The 20,628-nt window shown below is 45.5% G+C and carries 15 protein-coding genes; 8 read left to right on the forward strand and 7 right to left on the reverse strand.

Features of this window, described 5'->3' with window-relative positions; genetic code table 11:
* Both ACM0P2_RS15320 and ACM0P2_RS15325 read left to right on the forward strand, forming a co-directional pair.
* Entirely contained in the window at positions 1-1,239 is a 1,239-nt protein-coding gene (locus tag ACM0P2_RS15320) for a sensor histidine kinase (protein WP_159117815.1), read from the forward strand.
* The gene (locus tag ACM0P2_RS15325) at positions 1,236-1,853 is read left to right on the forward strand and encodes a response regulator transcription factor (protein ID WP_159117814.1); all 618 of its coding nucleotides are present in this window, start codon (positions 1,236-1,238) and stop codon (positions 1,851-1,853) included. The genes ACM0P2_RS15320 and ACM0P2_RS15325 overlap by 4 nt, the downstream gene beginning before the upstream one ends.
* Before the next feature lie 21 nt (positions 1,854-1,874).
* On the opposite strand, the gene ACM0P2_RS15330 is transcribed toward ACM0P2_RS15325, so the two are convergent.
* The 3 genes from ACM0P2_RS15330 to ACM0P2_RS15340 all read right to left on the reverse strand — a co-directional run bounded on the left by ACM0P2_RS15330 (position 1,875) and on the right by ACM0P2_RS15340 (position 4,917).
* On the reverse strand, positions 1,875-2,207 hold the full coding sequence (locus ACM0P2_RS15330; RefSeq protein ID WP_120961884.1) for a hypothetical protein: 333 nt from the start codon (positions 2,205-2,207) through the stop codon (positions 1,875-1,877).
* Between the two features lie 43 nt (positions 2,208-2,250).
* On the reverse strand, positions 2,251-2,526 hold the full coding sequence (locus tag ACM0P2_RS15335) for a hypothetical protein (RefSeq protein WP_159117813.1): 276 nt from the start codon (positions 2,524-2,526) through the stop codon (positions 2,251-2,253).
* Between the two features lie 126 nt (positions 2,527-2,652).
* Positions 2,653-4,917, reverse strand: coding sequence for a TonB-dependent receptor (locus tag ACM0P2_RS15340; protein ID WP_159117812.1), 2,265 nt, complete (start codon positions 4,915-4,917; stop codon positions 2,653-2,655).
* Between the two features lie 749 nt (positions 4,918-5,666).
* On the opposite strand from ACM0P2_RS15340, the gene ACM0P2_RS15345 reads away from it, so the two are divergent.
* The 6 genes from ACM0P2_RS15345 to ACM0P2_RS15370 all read left to right on the forward strand — a co-directional run bounded on the left by ACM0P2_RS15345 (position 5,667) and on the right by ACM0P2_RS15370 (position 13,995).
* Positions 5,667-6,329 (forward strand): GntR family transcriptional regulator, encoded by a 663-nt coding sequence (locus ACM0P2_RS15345; protein WP_105929505.1) that lies wholly within the window; start codon positions 5,667-5,669, stop codon positions 6,327-6,329.
* Positions 6,330-6,394: 65 nt separating this feature from the next.
* The gene (gene prpB, locus ACM0P2_RS15350) at positions 6,395-7,270 is read left to right on the forward strand and encodes a methylisocitrate lyase (RefSeq protein WP_159117811.1); all 876 of its coding nucleotides are present in this window, start codon (positions 6,395-6,397) and stop codon (positions 7,268-7,270) included.
* 270 nt (positions 7,271-7,540) lie between these two features.
* Entirely contained in the window at positions 7,541-8,665 is a 1,125-nt protein-coding gene (gene prpC, locus ACM0P2_RS15355) for a bifunctional 2-methylcitrate synthase/citrate synthase (RefSeq protein WP_159117810.1), read from the forward strand.
* 12 nt (positions 8,666-8,677) lie between these two features.
* On the forward strand, positions 8,678-11,269 hold the full coding sequence (gene acnD, locus ACM0P2_RS15360) for a Fe/S-dependent 2-methylisocitrate dehydratase AcnD (protein ID WP_159117809.1): 2,592 nt from the start codon (positions 8,678-8,680) through the stop codon (positions 11,267-11,269).
* A 165-nt stretch (positions 11,270-11,434) separates the two neighbouring features.
* Positions 11,435-12,616, forward strand: coding sequence for a 2-methylaconitate cis-trans isomerase PrpF (gene prpF, locus ACM0P2_RS15365; RefSeq protein WP_159117808.1), 1,182 nt, complete (start codon positions 11,435-11,437; stop codon positions 12,614-12,616).
* Positions 12,617-12,735: 119 nt separating this feature from the next.
* Positions 12,736-13,995 (forward strand): diguanylate cyclase, encoded by a 1,260-nt coding sequence (locus ACM0P2_RS15370; RefSeq protein ID WP_159117807.1) that lies wholly within the window; start codon positions 12,736-12,738, stop codon positions 13,993-13,995.
* A 6-nt stretch (positions 13,996-14,001) separates the two neighbouring features.
* Here ACM0P2_RS15370 and ACM0P2_RS15375 read toward each other — a convergent pair whose 3' ends face one another.
* The 4 genes from ACM0P2_RS15375 to ACM0P2_RS15390 all read right to left on the reverse strand — a co-directional run bounded on the left by ACM0P2_RS15375 (position 14,002) and on the right by ACM0P2_RS15390 (position 20,583).
* Positions 14,002-15,144: an ROK family transcriptional regulator gene (locus ACM0P2_RS15375; protein ID WP_159117833.1), complete on the reverse strand. Its 1,143-nt coding sequence runs from the start codon at positions 15,142-15,144 to the stop codon at positions 14,002-14,004.
* 69 nt (positions 15,145-15,213) lie between these two features.
* Positions 15,214-16,446: a glycerate kinase type-2 family protein gene (locus tag ACM0P2_RS15380; protein ID WP_159117806.1), complete on the reverse strand. Its 1,233-nt coding sequence runs from the start codon at positions 16,444-16,446 to the stop codon at positions 15,214-15,216.
* Between the two features lie 30 nt (positions 16,447-16,476).
* On the reverse strand, positions 16,477-18,048 hold the full coding sequence (locus ACM0P2_RS15385) for a sodium:solute symporter (RefSeq protein WP_159117805.1): 1,572 nt from the start codon (positions 18,046-18,048) through the stop codon (positions 16,477-16,479).
* An 84-nt stretch (positions 18,049-18,132) separates the two neighbouring features.
* Positions 18,133-20,583, reverse strand: coding sequence for a TonB-dependent receptor (locus ACM0P2_RS15390; protein WP_419226772.1), 2,451 nt, complete (start codon positions 20,581-20,583; stop codon positions 18,133-18,135).
* Positions 20,584-20,628 lie beyond the last annotated feature (45 nt).

Consider the following 20,628-nt stretch of genomic DNA (forward strand, 5'->3'; position numbering starts at 1 on the left):
ATGCGCAGCCAAAACCACATAATAAATAACACCAGCGCAGTGCCTACCGCTCATGTAGGTGATGGCACTGCGAAAATGGGGGAATCTATAAGCCATGTAGACAAGAACGATATGGTGCCGGTCATGCCGCTTTTGGGAAATGGACGCAAAAAACGCTGGTCGCACGGCAGTTTATTTTTTTCGCTGTTTTTCTTTGTCCCACTGATTATTTCACGCCCACTACCTGTTGAAACATGGATATTTCAATCAGCAGGATATATTTGCTTCGTCACTCTTTACATTAGAGCTATAAAACAACCCGCTAAAACACTGCCGAGCTTTTTGCTGCTGATGTTTTTATTATCAGTGGCTTGCAGCTTCCAAAATCCAGGAGCTGCAACAATTGTAGGTTTTATTGCTTTCATCGTCGGGTACTATAACTCGCTGAGAACAGGCATACTTACCATCAGCACCATGATGGTACTACTTACATCATTAAACTTTTCCGTATTTGACGGTGCTGGTTTCCTCCTTCTTGCCTCCTTGTTGAACAGCATCGTTCTATTTGGCTTTGGCGTTATGGAGCGAAAAGAAACGCTTCACGGCTTAAAAGAAAGCCAGCAGGCGGAAGCCCTTAGGGTATTATCCGCGATAGCCGAACGTGAGCGTATAGGTCGAGATTTACACGATGTAGCAGGACACGCTCTTAGCTCCATTTCTTTAAAGGCGCAGCTGGCCGATAAACTGATAAGTAAAGACAAAATCGAAGAGGCTCATCGTGAAGTGAAAGCATTAGCCCAGCTTTCTCAGTCTTTGTTGAGCGATATTCGCCAAGCAGTATCAGATATTAAGCAGCTTTCGCTTTGTGATGAAATAGCGAAAGATAAGGCGCTTTTGGAAGAAAATGGCTTTACCGTTATTACCAATATTGAAGACAGAGAAGACGCACGTTTAAGTACAAAACAAGAAAGTCAGCTCGCACTTATTATCAAGGAACTTACGACAAATACACTGCGCTACTCAACGGGAAACACGGTGTCATTCAGTGTTGAAGTTTACGAACAGACCGTGAAGATGACTTATAAAGACCATGGAATTGTTAAGAGCAGTGAGTCGATAAAAGAAGGGAACGGTCTAATGGGAATTAGAGAGCGCGCCGCATCTATCCATGCCAATGTGGACATTTCCTTTACCCCCCACCCCATTGTCATTCTTCAACTCAACGTTGATCAAAGTTCGTCTATGAAGGCTGCGCTATGAATTCAAAAGTCACTACTATTTTGATCGTTGAAGATCAGTCTTTGGTTCGCGATGCCATAGCCATGCTCTTGTCATTAGAAGACGATCTAACTGTTGTCGGTAAGTGCAGCAATGGACAAGAAGCGATTAATTATTTAAATGAACACCCTGCGCCCGATATCATTTTGAGCGATATAGAAATGCCGCTGGTATCTGGACTAGATTTAGCGGCTCATCTCGCCAATGAAAGCCTCAGTACCAAGATGGTCCTTATGACCACATTTTCAAAACCAGGTTATATCAAGCGGGCGTTAAGTTTAGGGGTAAAAGGGTTTATTTTAAAAGAATCGGATAGCGACTATTTAATAAAGGCAATTCATGACGTATCTGCCGGAGAAAAGGTAATTTCCACCGAGCTTGCGATAATGGCATTAGATGACAACAACCCGCTATCAAAAAAAGAAATGTCGGCGCTTAAGCTGGCATCAGAAGGGCTGAAAACTCAAGATATAGCGCGGTCGCTGTTTTTATCTGAAGGAACCGTAAGAAACTACTTGTCAGAAGCGATATCTAAGCTAGACGCCACAAACCGGGTAGACGCTGCTCGCATAGCGAAACAAAAAGGCTGGCTCTAATTGCTGGCCAAAAATGCTAACTTAAAACCAAGGTGTCGTGATAGTTTTAGATGTGGAGACTTTTAGCTTTTCAGATAGTCCGGTAAGTACCCGTTCAGGTCCATATACAATACCTTGGTGGTTAGCTGTCCAAATGCAGGTAAGAATACTGGTTCCTTTGCGTAATTCGCATTGCCACTTTGACGTATTTTCTGCCAGTCTTTCATAGTCATCTTCAATTTCCCAGCCGCTATCAACATGGTCGACTATAAGCTGTTCAAACTGAGCGAACGAAATGGGCTGTATAACCACCCATTCATTTTTCTTAAACTTTTTTTCCAACCGCGATTTTTTAAAATTGGTAAACAATCCCACACCTCAACTCCATATGATTTTAAGGTCTAGCTGCGATAAGGGCCTAGTATCTAGACACCGTTCCCATAATTTGCCCTGATGGTGAAGGACACGAACACGCAGTTCCAACCATTTCACCATTTGCCGTTGGGCATACCCCATATTCACCGTTACCACTATAACGGCACTGATTGCCAAACTCTGGCTTAGCAGTCGCTACTCCATCGTTTTTGTTAGCGTGATTTTCTACATCGTCAGGTAGATACACAGTATAAGTGCAGCCAAATACAAGCATAGATACTGCGAGTAAAGTAATGCCGTAAAGCGCGCTTGTTTTCATAGATAATCGTCGGACATTGCTAGAACAGTTTTAAAACTATGCCAATAATGAAGATAAAACAAGAAAAAATAAGCAAAAAAAAGCCAGTCTGAAGACTGGCTTTGTAATCATAACTCGTTGTAGCTATTAGAATTCAGTTGAGAATCTAACGCCAAACTCACTCGCGTCGTTGCTTAAAATTTGCAGGATATAGTCACCTGTATTCAAGCGCGCATTGTCGTAACGCTCATCGAAAATGTTGCGACCGTAAAGTGCGACTGTGTACGCTTCATTCGCTGGCGTATACGCGATATCAAAGTTAACTAACGCACGGCTGTCAAGCTCTGTCATACGCTCTGGCGCAGATGTTGGCTCACCGTACATTTCTGAACGGTAAGAGTAGTCAGCACGCACGCGAATTGAATCGCCACCATCAAGTTCGAAGGTGTATTGTGGACCAATTGCTAGCGTAAGGTCTGGAGTCAGTGGTGCTACCGGATTAAACCCGTCTTGCTCTTCCACATCAACATCCATGTAACCAATGCTGGTCATCATGCTGAAGTTGCCATAGTTGAACGTTGCATCAGCTTCAATACCGCGTGATGTTTGTTCAACAACAAGGTTGGCTGTGTCGAAACCGCCTTCGCTTACGCGACTTACTTGGTAAGGCAGATCTTCAAACTCAGTGTTAAATACAGCAACACTGATGTCAAAGTAGTCGTTTACACGACCTTTAATACCTACTTCATAATTAGTTGCAGTAATGTTGTCTGACGCTGTGAAGCAGTTATTGGCACGTACGGCAGCTTGCGCGCCTTCGATATCATCGAAGCCACCCGCACCGAAGAACTGGCCGATTAGGCAGTAAGGACGTGCTGGAAACTGGCCCGACTGGTAGCCAGACTGAATAGTTGCGTAACCTGTCATGCCGTTTTCAAACGTATAGTTGGTAGCAAGCTCCCAAGTAACTTCATCCCATTCGTTTGAGTCGAAGATTGTACCAAGTGCTGAAAATACGTTAGCAGACGCTTCTTTTTCATCCTCGGTGTATCGAATACCACCTGACACGCTTAGCTCATCAGTTAGGTCGCGACGCACATTTACATATACCGCTTTAGATGTGGTTTCTTGGTCTAGCTCAAGTAAGTTTGGACCGCCGTCGAAGTTAGAGTCGTCGCCTTGGCGGTTGCTACCTTCTTCATTGAAATAGTAAAGACCAGCAACAAAGTCAGTGTACTCGTTGATGTAGCCGTTAAGCTGAAGTTCAATAGAGGTTTGGTCAGCTTCACCGCGCTCAGGGAACTGATCTAATGAAAAAACGGTACCGTCATCATCAAGACCCGCTTTGTACTTAGATGTACGTTGGCTAGCTACCACCTTTGCGGTGTAATCTTCGTTGATATCCCACTCGGTAGTCAGTGAAAGACCGCGGGCTTCGTTCGATACGCCAGTTACCGCTTCAGTACCTGTAGCATTATCATAAATGTCAGCACCTTCAGGTGTAACATCTGTGTTACGCAACTCAACACCTAAGCCGTTGCCACCACCGAAATAGCGCGCAGAGCCCACTTCGTCAATTAGCACAGTGTAAGGACGTAGGCCGCCGTCACCGTTGTTTGCATCTGCGGTTAGTACCATGCGGAAGTCGTCAGACGGTTCCCACTTAAGTGATACACGACCTGAAATATCTTCAGTTTCACCCACATCGTATTCAGCGTTAGGTACATTAATAAACTCACCTAGGCCATCGCGTTTGTTAAACGCTAGATTCATGTTGAACGCAACAGTTTCAGTTAAGCCATGGTTAACAAAGATGTCGGCTTTAACGCGGCCGCGAGTACCAAACTCGGTATTTACTTTAGTTACATCACCTTGATCTGGCTCTTTTGTAATGATGTTGATAGCACCACCAATTGAGTTACGACCATATAGTGTACCCTGAGGGCCACGAAGCACCTCGATACGCTGGATGTTGTTTAAGCTCCAGTTTTGACCAACTTGACGACCCAGATAGACGCCGTCAACGTAGACACTTACGCCAGGATCTGTAGTAATAAGGTGATCTTGAAGACCGATACCACGAATAAAAGGGTTTACAGAAGACGTGTGGCCCGCAGAGAAACCAGTAACGTTAAGGTTTGGTACAAACTTACCTACGTCTGTTAGATCTGTAATGCCTTGTGCTGCTAGCTTGTCGCCGTCAAAAGCACTGATTGCGATAGGAACTTCATAAATGACTTGAGGGCGTTTTGTTGCGGTAACGGTAATGGCTTCAAACTTTTGTTCTTCTGTTGCTTCAGCTTCTTGAGCAACGGCAATGTTTGAAAGAGCTGGAACGGTCATCGCTACTGCTAGTGCGACAGGTGAAAGCTTACTGGCGAGTGTCTTAGACACGTCAGTATTGGTTTTCATGGTGTAACCCCTTTTGCGTGAGTGTTAGGTATAAATTTGTTGTTATAGGCTGCTTCAAGTTCTTCTTTGGAACTTTGAAAGGCTAAACTCACTGAATTAAGAGGCGCACATAACCTTGTGCTAATACCGGATTACAGGCAATAAAAAAGTAAGTCGTAATAAAACATTACAAACTTACTTTCAATAAAACTCTGCTTCAAAAGTAGTGAATACTTTTCCAGTCCCTTAAAACTCAGTAGAAGAATTTAGGCTTGAAGACTGGAACGACATGTTACCGTCACTTTGCGATCTTGCAAAGTGAAATATTACACTTTTACTAAATCAAGACTTCAATATTAGACTAATTGGTTAGGTATCGCACTGACTTTAAAGTTCAGATAATAGGATTAAAAACTAAATATATTCAAATACTTAACAGGTCTAACCACTAAAAAATGGTGTAAAAAAACCAATGTTGAAAGCTTGACCAGTTGGACAAAATTCAACCACGCATTACTGCTATTGAAAGTTAGCGCGCTTTAAAAACAATTCTTTATCCTTTTACAGGTAAAAACAATTTCAGTACCCAGCACTTTTTTCATGAATCCATCACTCATATCCTTAGTACTGATGAAAAATACCGGGACTTTTCACCGCCAACGTACGACTAATATCTCACCCCTTTGTCGACAATATGCACCACTTACACTTGAATAAAGACTGAATAAGACATATATTGTCGACATTACCTCAAAAAAAGACTATGTATTGTGCTATCAAAAAGCGAACAAGCCATAACCAACGCTGACCGCACGTTCTTTCAACTGAGAAAGGACATAGTAGAGGGCGTTATTCCCGCAGGCAGCAAGCTGAGTGAAATGGAATTGTCGACAAAGTACGAGGTCAGTCGTGCGGTTATTCGCGAGGCAATTAACCGCTTAGCCACCTGCCACCTTGTAGAGCGCAAAGCCAATGTTGGCGCTCGCGTTGTAGCACTCTCACCCGAAGGACTCATTCAACTTTATCAGGTGCGCGAAGCGTTAGAAGGCATGGCGGCCCGTTTAGCTGCCCGCTACATGAGCGATGATGAAATTGCAAACATGCAGGCACTGCTAGACAGCCACTTCGACAAAGTCAAAGACAGCCACAGCTATTATCAAGAGGCCGGCGATGTAGACTTTCACTACAGAATTGTAACTGGCAGCAAAAACGAACATTTAATTAGCGTACTTATTGACGGTTTGTATCACCTTGTACGCATGTATCGCGTGCAGTTAGGTATGGCAGGGCCCCGTGTGAGCACTGCGTTTGACGAGCATAGACACATTGTTAACGCCATTGCGAACCGCGACGAGGAACTAGCAGAAATGCTTATGCGCCGCCATATTCTTTATTCAAAAAACAATATTGAGAAGAAGTTGAATCATGGTTAATTCTACCAACGCTTCTTCAAATCTTATTCACCTCTACCCTACTTTCAAATAAGCGAGTGATTATCATGAGTGCAGGAAAGAAATTTAGAACCGCCCTTGAGCAGAACAAACCCCTACAAATTGTAGGTACTATCAATGCCTATTCCGCCATGATGGCAAAAGCTATTGGTCACCAAGCCATTTATTTATCAGGCGGCGGCGTAGCCAATGCATCCTACGGCTTGCCAGACTTAGGCATGACCTCGCTTAATGACGTAATTGCAGATGTTCAGCGTATTACCAGTGCCTGTGATCTACCGCTTTTAGTCGATATTGATACCGGCTGGGGCGGTGCATTTAACATTGCCAAAACCATTCGTGATATGGAAAAAGCGGGAGCTGCGGCCGTTCACATGGAAGATCAGGTGGCACAAAAACGTTGTGGCCATCGCCCTAATAAAGAAATTGTGAGCACTGCTGAAATGGTAGACCGTATTAAAGCCGCGGTAGATGCCAGAACAGATCCAGATTTTTTCATCATGGCCCGTACTGACGCATTTGCTCAAGAAGGCTTAGAGAAAGCCATTGAACGTGCTAAAGCCTATGTTGCAGCAGGGGCAGATGGCATATTCGCAGAAGCAGTGCAAACTGAAGAGCACTACCGCGCATTTGCAGAAGCACTAGACGTTCCGATCCTAGCCAATATCACAGAATTTGGCAAAACCGAGCTTTGGAATAAAGAAGAACTGGGCGAATGGGGTGCCGACATGGTGCTGTACCCACTAAGTGCATTCCGCGCTATGAATAAAGCAGCAGAAATGGTGTATAAATCTATACTTGAATACGGCGACCAAAAAGCCGTTGTCGACACCATGCAAACACGCATGGAGCTATACGATTACCTTGGCTACCACGAATACGAGCAAAAGCTAGATGCCCTATTCGCAGAAAGCAAAAACTAAATTAATAAACGATTGCAGCTTGAAGTTGGCGGGTACGAGGATGCAGGGGTGAAGCTCCTTGGAACAGGGGCAGTACACAGGGCGTTACCACGCCGTGAACCCATCCATGGGGGCTCCGTTTCGGCATCCATGCCTCAAAGGGGTGACGCCCTGTGCACCGCCCCCGCTATTTCGCTGCCTCGCACCCAGTTTAAGTTGAGTTTTAACCGTTTTAATCAGAAATATTTTTCAAAAGTACCTTACATATTATACAAGACCGGAGACAACAAGATGGCTAAACAGTTAAGTGGCGCGGGTTTACGCGGCCAAGTTGCAGGTAAAACAGCATTATCAACCGTAGGTAAATCAGGTTCTGGTTTAACCTATCGTGGTTACGACGTAAAAGACTTAGCGCAAAACTGCCAGTTTGAAGAAGTGGCGTACCTTATTCTTAAGGGCAAGCTACCTAACCAGTCTGAACTGGACGCTTATAAAACAAAACTTCGCGGCATGCGCGGCCTTCCAACAGCACTGAAAGAAGTGCTAGAGCGCATTCCAAAAAATGCCCACCCAATGGACGTACTTCGTACAGGCTGTTCAATGCTAGGTAACCTTGAAATGGAAACCAGCTTCGAGCAACAGCAAGATGTGACAGACCGTATGTTGGCATGTTTCCCTAGCATTATTTGTTACTGGTATCGCTTCTCGCACGACGGCGTGCGCGTTGATGTTGAAACCGATGACGATTCAATTGGCGGTCACTTCCTGCATATGCTTCATGGCGAAAAGCCACGTGAACTGCATGAACAAGTTATGCATGTATCGCTAATTCTGTATGCCGAGCACGAGTTTAACGCGTCTACATTTACAGCACGAGTGTGTGCTTCAACGCTATCTGATATGCATTCTTGCGTGACCGGTGCTATCGGTTCACTGCGTGGCCCACTTCACGGCGGTGCAAACGAAGCCGCAATGGAAATGATAGAAGGCTTTACCTCTGCCGACGACGCTGAAGAGAAAATGATGGGCATGCTTGAGCGCAAAGAGAAGATCATGGGCTTTGGCCACGCTATCTACTCTGATTCTGACCCACGTAACGAAATCATCAAGCAATGGTCAGAAAAACTGGCTGCCGATGTGGGCGACGACGTGCTTTACCCTGTCTCTGTTCGCTGTGAAGAAGTCATGTGGCGCGAGAAGAAGCTTTTCTGTAATGCCGATTTCTTCCATGCCTCTGCGTATAACTTTATGGGCATTCCTACACCGCTATTCACGCCAATCTTCGTAATGTCTCGTCTTACAGGTTGGGCCGCGCATGTAATGGAACAGCGCGCTGACAACCGTATTATTCGTCCATCTGCCGAGTACACAGGTGAAGAGCTTCGCCCAGTGCCTGCTATCAGCGAACGCGCGTAAGGTTAAGATTTTATGAATATTGATTACCGTAAACCGCTTCCTAACGCGGGTATCGATTTTTTCGATACCCGTGAAGCGGTAGATGCTATTGAGCCAGGTGCCTATGCCAAGCTGCCTTACACGTCGCGTGTACTGGCTGAAAACTTAGTGCGCAAATGCGCCCCTGACATGTTAACCGACTCGCTTAAACAGCTTATTTATCGCAAGCGCGACTTAGACTTTCCGTGGTTTCCTGCTCGCGTGGTCTGTCACGACATTTTGGGGCAAACAGCCCTTGTAGACTTAGCAGGCCTTCGCGATGCTATCGCAGCAAAAGGCGGTGACCCGGCGAAAGTGAACCCAGTTGTTCCAACGCAGTTGATTGTTGATCACTCATTAGCTGTTGAGCACGCTGGTTTTGAAAAAGACGCGTTCGAGAAAAACCGTGCGATTGAAGACAGACGTAACGACGACCGTTTCCACTTTATTAACTGGACTAAAACCGCGTTCAAAAACGTAGACGTTATCCCTCCAGGTAACGGCATAATGCATCAAATCAACTTGGAGCGTATGTCGCCGGTTATTCAAGCTCGTGACGGCGTCGCCTTCCCTGATACACTAGTGGGCACTGACAGCCACACACCACATGTTGATGCACTTGGCGTTATTGCAGTTGGTGTTGGCGGACTTGAAGCTGAAAGTGTTATGCTTGGTCGCGCATCTTACATGCGTTTGCCCGATATTGTAGGCGTTGAACTGACCGGCAAACCACAGCCAGGCATAACGGCTACAGACATTGTTCTAGCGCTTACCGAATTCTTGCGTAAAGAGCGCGTTGTATCGGCGTACTTGGAATTCTATGGTGAGGGTGCATCGCACTTAACGCTCGGCGACCGTGCTACCATTTCGAACATGACACCGGAATACGGTGCCACTGCAGCCATGTTCTACATTGACCAGCAAACTATTGATTACTTGCGCTTAACTGGGCGTGAAGAAAAGCAAATTGCGCTTGTTGAGAAATACGCTAAACACACTGGGCTTTGGGCTGATGACTTAGAAACTGCCGAGTACGAAAGAGTTCTTACGTTTGATTTGTCTGCCGTAGGCAGAAACATGGCCGGGCCGTCTAACCCGCATGCACGCTTACCCACAAGCGACTTAGAAAGTCGCGGTATCGCAGCTAAATGGACTGAAGAAGAAGGCAAAATGCCTGATGGCGCGGTGATTATCGCAGCTATCACCAGCTGTACTAATACCTCTAACCCGCGAAACGTGATTGCAGCAGGCTTACTTGCCAGAAATGCAAACGCGCGCGGTTTGACCCGCAAGCCATGGGTGAAAAGTTCACTAGCGCCAGGTTCTAAAGCCGTTAAGCTGTACCTTGAAGAAGCCAACTTAATGAGCGAGTTAGAAGATTTAGGCTTTGGCGTAGTTGCCTTTGCGTGTACTACTTGTAACGGTATGAGCGGCGCGCTAGACCCTAAAATTCAACAAGAGATTATTGACCGTGATTTATACGCCACGGCGGTATTATCGGGCAATCGTAACTTTGACGGTCGCATTCACCCCTATGCTAAGCAAGCCTTCTTGGCATCGCCACCGCTGGTTGTAGCATACGCTATTGCCGGTACCATTCGCTTTGACATTGAAAAAGATGTACTAGGTACTGATAAAGACGGCAACCCGGTAACGCTTAAAGACATTTGGCCAAGCGATGAAGAGATTGACGCTATTGTTGCTAAGTCGGTGAAGCCCGAACACTTCAGAAAAGTATACGAGCCAATGTTCGACTTGAGCGTTGACTATGGAAAAGACATTAACCCACTTTACGACTGGCGTGAAATGAGCACCTACATTCGCCGCCCACCCTATTGGGAAGGTGCAATGGATGCCGAGCGCACCATGAAGGGTATGCGTCCGTTAGCCATTTTAGGTGACAACATCACCACAGACCATTTATCACCTTCGAACGCCATTATGGCAAGCAGTGCCGCGGGTGAATACTTGGCAAAAATGGGGCTACCCGAAGAAGACTTCAACTCGTATGCCACCCACCGTGGGGATCACTTAACCGCCCAGCGCGCTACTCTTGCGAACCCGAAAGTGTTCAACGAGATGGTGCTGGAAAACGGTGAAGTGAAGCAAGGTTCACTGGCCCGCGTTGAGCCAGAAGGCCAAATAGTCCGCATGTGGGAAGCCATCGAAACCTACATGAACCGTAAACAGCCTCTGATTATTGTTGCAGGCGCCGACTACGGTCAGGGTTCATCACGGGACTGGGCAGCTAAAGGCGTGCGTCTTGCAGGCGTTGAAGTGATTGTAGCTGAAGGCTTTGAGCGTATTCACCGTACTAATCTCATTGGTATGGGCGTGCTACCGCTTGAGTTTAAGCCTGGCACGACACGTAAGACGCTAGAGCTAGACGGCACGGAAACCTACGACGTAAGCGGCGAACCTTCACCAGGCGCAACATTGACGCTAGTAGTAAACCGTCAAAACGGCGAGCAGCTAGAAGTGCCCGTAACCTGTCGCTTAGATACAGGTGAAGAAGTCTCTATTTACAGCGCAGGCGGGGTACTACAACGCTTCGCCAAAGACTTCTTAGAAGCGGAAGCTAGCTGATTCAGCTGGGAAGAACTGAGCCGGTTGCAGGACACGCCGTGAATACATCCATGTAGGCTCCCAATTCGCATCCATGCGAATTGAGGGTCCCGCACCCAACTCAGTACTTCCTAAATCAGCTAACTTCTGTTGACAGGGTTTACTATTTTTTGGGAAGGAAAAAACATGACAAAGTATGCGCCACAACTTCGAGTACCGGCTACCTACATGCGTGGAGGTACCAGTAAAGGTGTGTTTTTCAATTTAACCGATTTGCCAGAAGCAGCGCAAAAGCCGGGACCTGCGCGCGATGCCCTGCTTCTGCGTGTTATCGGAAGCCCTGATCCATACGGTAAACAAACTGACGGTATGGGTGGTGCTACATCAAGCACCAGCAAAACCGTTATTTTAAGCAAAAGTGAACGTGAAGGTTACGATGTCGACTATCTATTTGGGCAAGTTGCCATAGACAAGCCATTTGTGGACTGGAGCGGTAACTGCGGTAATTTAACAGCCGCCGTTGGCGCGTTTGCAATCAGCAATGGCCTTGTCGACAAGGATAGAATCCCCGAAAACGGCATTGCGATTGTCAATATTTGGCAAGCCAATATCAATAAGGCGATTATTGCCAAGGTGCCCATCACTAATGGCGAAGTGCAGGAGACCGGTGATTTTGAGCTAGACGGGGTTACCTTTCCTGCAGCAGAAGTAGAAGTAGCATTTGTTGACCCAGCGGACGGTGAGGGTGCTATCTTCCCCACAGGGCGATTGGTCGACACACTTGAAGTACCTGGTGTTGGTTCACTTCAAGCGACCATGATAAACGCGGGTATTCCAACTATTTTCATTAACGCTGAAGATATTGGCTACACGGGCACAGAATTACAGGACGACATCAACAACGATGCAGGGGCCCTGTCTAAATTCGAAGCCATTCGTGCACACGGCGCTGTTCAAATGGGTCTAATTAAAGATGTAGGCGAAGCCGCAAACAGACAACACACGCCTAAAGTTGCGTTTGTTGCACCTCCTAGAAGATATAAGGCATCAAGCGGAAAAGACATTTTAGGCTCTGATATTGATGTGCTAGTTCGCGCGTTATCAATGGGTAAACTTCACCACGCAATGATGGGTACGGCAGCCGTAGCTATCGCTGCGGCTGCAGCAATTCCAGGTACTCTGGTGAACCTAGCAGCTGGCGGAGAAGACAGAGATTCAGTGACCTTTGGGCACCCCTCTGGCACGCTACGCGTTGGTGCGAAAGCGTCATTTGAAGACGACAAGTGGCATATCAACCAAGCAGTAATGAGCCGAAGTGCAAGGGTGCTTATGGAAGGAAACGTGCGCGTTCCTGTCGAACAGAGCTAAGAGCATTAGCCGGCATCGAAAAGTCTCAATATAGACATTCGTATGAAAGGCCCTCTTCAAGAGGGCTTTTTTAGTAATTGTTGATTACTATAAACGAGTAGTTATCAAGAGAAGTTCACATGTATAAAGTGCTTGTAGTAGAAGACAGCGTGACTGTCCGTAAGATCGTCAATAAACTTATTGAAGAAAATCCTCATTTTACATGTGATCTCTGTGAAGATTTAGCTGAGGCCAAAGGGGCTCTTGAGAGCGGCACCGAATACTTGGCCGCTATTGTTGATTTAAATCTTCCCGACGCCCCCCGTGGCGAAAGCGTCGAATTAGCACTTTCTCATAACGTTCCAACAATCGTACTGACCGGTAACTTCGATGAATTTACTCGTTCGCAACTGCTCGATCAGGGCGTGCTAGACTATATTACGAAAGAGTCTCGCTATTCTTACCTACAGGTATCTAAGCTGGTTGATCGCTTAAGAAAAAACCTAAACACAAAGGTACTTGTTGTTGAGGACTCTATGACGAGCCGGAACCATATCTGCTCCTTGCTTCGCAAATTCAGGTTTCAAGTTCACGAAGCAAGCGATGGTGTGGAAGCGCTCGATGAGCTTGATAATCATCGCGACATTAAAATGGTGATTGCTGATCATCGTATGCCTAACATGGACGGCTATGAATTGGTTAAGGCGATACGCCACGAAAAGAGAATGCAAGATCTCGTTTTTATCGGGCTTTCTGCCACTGGCGATAGCGTGCTTACTTCTAAATTTATTAAAAGCGGCGCGAATGACTTTCTCTCAAAGCCCTTTTATCACGAAGAATTCTATTGCCGCATAATGCAGAACCTTGAATCGCAGGAAATGATTCAAACTATTCGTGACTCAGCTAATTTAGATCCACTTACTAAGGTCTATAACCGCCGTTTTCTTTATGAAAAAGCCGAAGAGTTGTTCGAAAATAAAGGAACCAGATCAAATGTCATAGTGTCGATGATAGATGCCGATAACTTTAAAGGCGTGAACGATACTTACGGTCATAAAACCGGCGACGTATTATTACAGGAATTCGCCGCACTTCTAAAAGACTATTTTCCAGACGACCTGATAGTCCGCTACGGTGGTGAAGAATTCACTGTAGTTTCAGTAAGACCACCAAAAGTTTATCTTTCAGCGCTCGCTACATTTATGGACACTGTGCGCACCACCAGATTTACTCACCATAAATTCAACGTGACGTGCAGTATCGGTGTGTGTGCCGAAGAGCACGACTCCTTGGAGTCTCAATTAGAAGTTGCTGACGCTCGATTATACGAAGCGAAGCATGCAGGTAAAGATCAGATAATTCTTAGAGATAGAAAGCAAAAAGTGTCTTTACAAGCATAGATTAAATTACAAATACCAGTCTCTTATAGGCAGTGTTGCTGCTCCCACTGCAACCGGGCAATCGGTTACTCCAGCGCAAACGATTTCGGGCATCGGACGCTTAGCACCACGTCTAAACTGTGCATATACGTCAATCCTTGGAATGACTTTTTGCGCCAATTTAGTCGGTATGTGACCGCCGATGATAATGGCTTGGCTATCAAGCAATGCTGAACTTGCCGTTGCGACTAAATCGAATGAGTCTTGCACCTTATAGATCCATTCATCAACCCCAGGCCACTCAGGATCAAACACTTCATTTAAGCGATACATTGATGGTACCTCAACACCGTGCTTTAACAATATACGCTCAAGCAACTTCAGGTTTGGGTGGCTATACAGTTTAGCAGGTAGCATATCGCCCAGCTCCCCGGCATTGCCATGGGTTCCCCGAATCATGTCACCGTTATTGATCAACCCCCCGCCAAATGCACTTGATACGAAGAAGTACACAAAGTTTTTATACTTCCGCCCTACCCCTGCGATCCCCTCACCAGCGGCGGCTCCCGTCCCATCATTTACTACCCAAGTGGGTAAATTAAATGCATCTGCCACAGTATCTGCAATATTGATATCAGCCCATTCTTCAATTGCATGGTGCGTATTCATTTTGCCATCATTTGAGCTGAAGAAGCCTGAAATGCCTACGCCAATACCGAGTATACGGTCATTATCGATACTATGTTCTGCTGACATTGCTTCAACTTCAGACACGGCTTTTGATAGTACCGAAGCAATTCCCATATCGTCTAATTCTACGTGCCGGGTTGCAACCACTTCACCTTTAAAGTTCATCAAAGCAATGGATATAGCATCAAGCAATATCGACAAGCCATAGCTATAAGCATACTCGGGGTTTGGCTCTAGTCCTGTGGAGGCTTTCCCCGATTCACCGACGCCTCTGATAAGACCATCTTCAATAAGTGTAATCACCAAACGAGAAACGGTCTGCTGGGGTATTTTTGTGGCGGCAGATATTGCTCTTTGTGTTATGCCGTGAGTCCAAAACACCTCTTTGACGATAGCTTTGGGATTGTCTTGAAGCAACTTTTCGCCTTTGCCAAGCTCGAAATTACCACGCAGCAATTGATTGTTTCTCGCCGATGTCAGCATAGATTTCACTTTCAACATATTCGAATTAAGCTGTACCTATTATACGTAACTTACGCTGAGTTCCCACTACGTTGAAATAGAAATCACTCTGAAATCATTCACGTTTGTTCGTGTTGGCCCAATCTCTATATGCGCGTCAAGAGCATCAAAAAAGCCAAAGCTATTGTGCTCATTTAATAATACGTTTACATCAAGCCCCTTATTAAATGCCTTCGCAAGTGTACCTTCGTCAATAAAGGCGCCTGCCACATCTTTGCTGCCATCAACTCCATCTGTATCGGCTGCTAGGGCACTAATTCCTGGCTCTCCGTCGAGTGCGTGTGCAAGAGCCATGAGATACTCTTGGTTCGGCCCGCCTTCACCTTCAGAATCACCTAGGGTCACCGTAAGTTCTCCGCCTGAAAAAAGTAGAATTGGCTTACCTTTTTTCTTATATTCAAGCGCGATTTCTGCATGCCGTTTAGCGACTGTTTGCGCCTCTCCTCTTTCTGTATAACTAATAATCTCGGTATCCCAACCAGCCGCCTTCGCTTTTTTAACAGCGGCATCAATTGCACTTTGCGCATTAGCCACCAATGTGTAGTCACCTGAGACCTTCGGAAGCGGCAAAGCTTGATTTAAGTGGTCACGAATAGAAGACGCTTCACTAAATCCATACCTATCGAGAATAGCGATTGCATCTTCAGGCTTTGTAGTATCTTGAACCGTTAGTCCTGAGGCAATAAAAGCTGGGTCGTCACCCACAACATCTGAAATAACTAAGCTTGTATTTATCCCTCTCGACGCAGCGGCAAGTCTTCCCCCCTTGATAACAGAAACGTGTTTTCTAACTGTATTCATTTCCTCAATGCTTGCACCACTTCGCAATAAGAATTTGTGCAGTGCAAGTTTCTCATCCAGTGAAATACCCTCTGGCAGAGCACAAGCGAGTGACGACCCGCCGCCGGATATAAGGAAAATAGCATTTTCTGAAGGGGCTACCTTAGATGCCAAAGACAATAACGCTTTAGCCCCTTCTACACTATTTTCATCAGGGACTGGATGTGCAGCAAGGCGAACCTCGATATTGCCTGTAGGCTCTGTATTTTCGTAGCCGTAACGTGTCACCACCAAACCGTAAGCGTTATCGCCGAAGTAGTTATAGGCCTCAACGGCCATATCTGCTGCCGCTTTACCCGCCCCCAGAATACATACTCGCTGATTCTTATCAAACGAAGCGAAGTACTTTGGCAAACAGTGTTTAGGTTTGCTAACTCTCACCGCTTCTTCATACAAAGATAAAAGGAATGTTTTAATCATTTGAAACCTCTAAAAGGGTCCGCAGGACCCTTATGAAAATAGTGAAGGGAGAAGTAAACATACGCTTAGCATGACGATAAAAAAGCCTAGCAATATGAAAATGTCGCTCTTGGTTAGAATCGAGTGAAAAACAAGCTTTTTAGTATCATTTGAAGATACTGATGAAGGCCATACACTGCGCGCTACTATTGAAACCACGCAGGTGACAACAAAGCCGATGACATTCCACCAGAACCAAAAAATGTCTGGAACGAATAGCCAAATAATGATGTTTGTTCCAACGCCTGCAATGAGCCCCAAATTAACGTGTCGTCCGCTCAGCGTTTTACTTGCTACGGCAAGTAAAAAGAGCGCGAGTATAGGCCCGTAAAATACAGAGCCAACTTTGTTGATAGCTTCAATTATTGTTGGTGCAATATTTCCTGCAAAAAGAGAAAGAACAAGCGTAACGCCACCCCATATTAAACCAGTGATTTTAGCCACGCGAAGATAACTTTTTTGCTCAAGTTCTGTATCGGTTATGCGGCAATAGTCTTCAACGGTCACCGCCGATAGTGAATTGATAGCTGAGCTTAACGAAGACATAGCGGCAGATAAGATAGCCACAATCAAAAGCCCTATTAACCCATGCGGAAGGTAATTTAGGATAAAGGTCGGCATCAACCAGTCTGGGTTATCAGCAGGGATTTTACTGAAAAAGTCAGTGTTGGTAAGCGCAAGTGTGCCAACAATTAACCCAGAAAAACAATACAGCAATGTTATAGGAAAACGAATAATTCCGTTGGCGACAATCATTTTCCGAAGGTCATTCTCGTCTCTTGCCGATAACGCACGCTGAGCTTGTGTTTGATCACAGCCATAATAGGACGCGTAAAGAACAATCCCACCAAACAGCATTGGCAAGAAACCAAATCCATCGCCACTAAAACCCAAAGAAGAAAAATCTATTGCGGTTAGCCGCTCTTTAGGAGCCTGCTCTACCAGTGCGTCAAAACCGCCAAGTGCATGAAGACCGATGGCTATACACGCTATGGTGCCCAGCACAATTATTACCATTTGTATGGCGTCGGCATAAACTACCGCTTTCATACCGCCTTGAAGCGAATAAAGCACAGTAATAATGCCGGTAAGCACCACGGCCTGCCAAGCTTCAATGCCCATAGTGCCTTGCAGAATAATCGACACTGCATAAATCATGATACCCGTTGCAAACGCACGGCTAAATTGGAAAACAATGCTTATTAGAACGCGAGTTAAACGTCCAAATCTTTGCTCTAGGTAGTCATATATGCTGACTACGCCCGACTTGTATAGAGACGGAAGGATAGTACCTAGTAGCAGGATCATAGCAATAGGAATACCCAGTTCATAAGACAGCCAAATCATACCGCCGCCATCCCGCAGTCCAACAAAAGCCGGAGCAGAAATAAAGCTAATTGCAGAGAGCTGTGTGGCCATTACGGAAAGTGTTAGCGGCTTCCAGCCTAACGTTCTGCCACCAAGAAAATAATCACCCTTGTCTTCTTGCTGTCTTAAGGCGAACCCCATATACAGCAAAGCGGCAAGGTAACCTATCACTACAATATAATCTAAAAAATTCATATGCTGTTCTTATTATTCAAGTCGCGAAATAAAAAGCTGATAGTTCCGCTAAGAGCCATCAGCGAGGGGGAGTGTCAACGTCGACTAGAAATCATAACGCAAACGCAAAGACACACGGCGCGGTAATATAGGGCGACCTACGAAGTAAGATTCACCTGCCGTTTGGCTATTACCTAGACGAGGAGACCCTTCAGTAATACCATCTGAATCGAATAGATTCCAGACAGCGATACTTGCACGAAGTCGCTCATTCTGTCCGAGTTCCCATGTATAGCCCGTATCTAAACGGAATACGTGGAAGTCATCTAACTCAACAGAATTAGCGTCGTTAGTAAAGTTTTTACCGTGGTAATTGTGGTAGAAAGAGATATCCCAGTCATCTAGCGTATAACGCAAGGCAGAGTTAAACATTACGTTCGGCTTTCTTCTTAACTCGTTACCAATCACAGAAGGATCTGAATCGTATTCGGTAAATTCATGATCAGTGTAGGTAAAGTTAGCGTCAAAAATTAGGTCATCGGTGATGTTGTAGCTACCAACGATTTCAACACCATAAGCTTCTGTAGACTGAAAAACAGGGACTTCAATTGCTACGCCGTTTTCGTCGTTCACGAAGTCAACAGAACGTCTGTCTTCGAGATCGGTTTTGAACAACGCTACCGTTCCCACAAAATCATCTAAGAAGAATTTGGCACCTACCTCAGCTTGCTTCACTATTTCACTTTCGTAACGTCCTGGTTGACCGTTAGGATTAAACGCAACGCCGCGAAGTTCAGGGAAGAAAAACCCTCGTGAATAGTTAGCATAAACGTTGAAATTATCGGCCAGCTTGTAGAGCGCAGCTATTGAATAAGCAAGTTCCGAGTTATCTACGTTACCGTGAGTTAAAGCACCGTTACCCGTTACATTCACCTGTAAGTCTTGATAGAGCATAGGATCGTCATTAACGACAACCGTTTGATTACCTTCTCGTGTAATCGTGTCGTCTATTTCTTCCCAGCGCAGACCAATATCAATGATCCAATCATCACTTTGCATTTGGTCAGCAATATAGAAGGCATTTCTGCGTGCAGAAATAGTCGTATCGGAGAAACTAATACCAGGGCCGGTGACGCCATTTTGACTGACTATTACGCTATTGTTATCTGGATCGGTAATCGATAAATCGACCAAACGAGCTTGGTTGTTAAACTCACCAAGATATCGAGTAATTACATTGTTGTCTTCTGCCTCAGCACTTGAGAAAAAGGTACCTACCGTAATGCTATGGGAGAAGTCACCAATATCGAGATATTTAACAATATTCAGCTCAGATGAGAAGTCTGTAGCGGGTCTATCTCTATCTAGAATACGGTTTGCAAATAATAGGTCACCTTCGGGTAGCGCAATGTCTGTTCCCGCATAAGTAAATGCTGCACTACCTAGCTCATCAAGCCCACGGTTTGCTAAATATTCACTTTGCGTTTCCGGCACATTAATGATGCCGTCTCCATCAAGGAATAAATTGAACTGGTGGTCGTAACTTGCATATTTCGCACGCGCAAGTACGCTATAGTCATTACCCAAATCTTTCGAGAATTCCATAGACACCGAGCCACCTCTTGTTGCGACGCCCTCTTCAATCGGAGTGCGATAGCGTCCATCTGCAGTGTCATAAGATAAACCTGATGCGTAGAAAGTCTGGGTTGATTCTACTTCTCGCCCGTCATTGCCAGCAACACGCTCTCGGCTTTGAGCGTCGAGTGGCAGAGGGAGAAAGAATTGCACTTCATCGTTAATGGCTTGGCCATAGATAGTGAAGTAACCGCTCCCGTCATCAAATTCTTTGTGAATGTTACCGCGAACTTGGTAGCCTTCAGTAGGCAGTCCAGTGTCAATTGGGCCTTCATCATAACGATAAAAACCAGACATAGCGTAATACATACCTTTTTCGTTCAAAGGCCCGCTTGTCGCAAAATCTAAACGCTTGCGATTGTTATCAGATAACTCCAGCTGCACTGTGCTTTCTGAAAGTTCAGTTCCCTTCTTAGAAAGGTAGTTAATAACCCCAGCGACAGAGCCTTGACCAAATAGGTTAGATACACCACCGCGAACAAATTCTACACGCTCAATACCTAAATCGTTCCTAAAGTACACATCGTATGCAGATGAGTTAAGACCAAACGCACTCAAAGTGGGTGAACCATCATACAGTAATGGAGTAAATTGGAACTGACCTGATGACGGTAAGCCTCTAACTTGCAAGTTAGTAGCGACTTCACCACCACCGCCTTCTACCTTTATACCCGGTACATAACGAAGAACATCGGCTTGGCTACTCATTGAGAGTTTCGCTACTTCCTGCGCGCCCATGGATGTAGTCGACTGCGGCGTTTCCGCTACCAAACGAGCACGACTGGTGCCCGTAACAACGATTTGTTCATACTCTTTTTTAGCTTTGTCGCCTTGAGCACCATCATTTTTTTCAGCGTCTTGGGCGATTGCATTGCCAGCTAATAGCGACGAAATAGTCGTCGCAAGAAGTAGTTTATTCACTGTGTATCTCCAACCGTTTTTAATTATGTTGAGTGTCTTAGTAGG

The sequence above is a fragment of the Alteromonas sp. OM2203 genome (assembly GCF_048517045.1).
GTDB lineage: Bacteria > Pseudomonadota > Gammaproteobacteria > Enterobacterales > Alteromonadaceae > Alteromonas > Alteromonas gracilis.

Excerpts from the sequence above, each read along its gene's own strand:
- ACM0P2_RS15320 (WP_159117815.1), top strand. The coding sequence starts at position 1 with ATGCGCAGCCAAAACCACATAATAAATAACACCAGCGCAGTGCCTACC.
- ACM0P2_RS15325 (WP_159117814.1), top strand. The coding sequence starts at position 1,236 with ATGAATTCAAAAGTCACTACTATTTTGATCGTTGAAGATCAGTCTTTG.
- ACM0P2_RS15335 (WP_159117813.1), bottom strand. The coding sequence starts at position 2,526 with ATGAAAACAAGCGCGCTTTACGGCATTACTTTACTCGCAGTATCTATG.
- ACM0P2_RS15340 (WP_159117812.1), bottom strand. The coding sequence starts at position 4,917 with ATGAAAACCAATACTGACGTGTCTAAGACACTCGCCAGTAAGCTTTCA.
- prpB (WP_159117811.1), top strand. The coding sequence starts at position 6,395 with ATGAGTGCAGGAAAGAAATTTAGAACCGCCCTTGAGCAGAACAAACCC.
- prpC (WP_159117810.1), top strand. The coding sequence starts at position 7,541 with ATGGCTAAACAGTTAAGTGGCGCGGGTTTACGCGGCCAAGTTGCAGGT.
- acnD (WP_159117809.1), top strand. The coding sequence starts at position 8,678 with ATGAATATTGATTACCGTAAACCGCTTCCTAACGCGGGTATCGATTTT.
- prpF (WP_159117808.1), top strand. The coding sequence starts at position 11,435 with ATGACAAAGTATGCGCCACAACTTCGAGTACCGGCTACCTACATGCGT.
- ACM0P2_RS15370 (WP_159117807.1), top strand. The coding sequence starts at position 12,736 with ATGTATAAAGTGCTTGTAGTAGAAGACAGCGTGACTGTCCGTAAGATC.
- ACM0P2_RS15380 (WP_159117806.1), bottom strand. The coding sequence starts at position 16,446 with ATGATTAAAACATTCCTTTTATCTTTGTATGAAGAAGCGGTGAGAGTT.
- ACM0P2_RS15385 (WP_159117805.1), bottom strand. The coding sequence starts at position 18,048 with ATGAATTTTTTAGATTATATTGTAGTGATAGGTTACCTTGCCGCTTTG.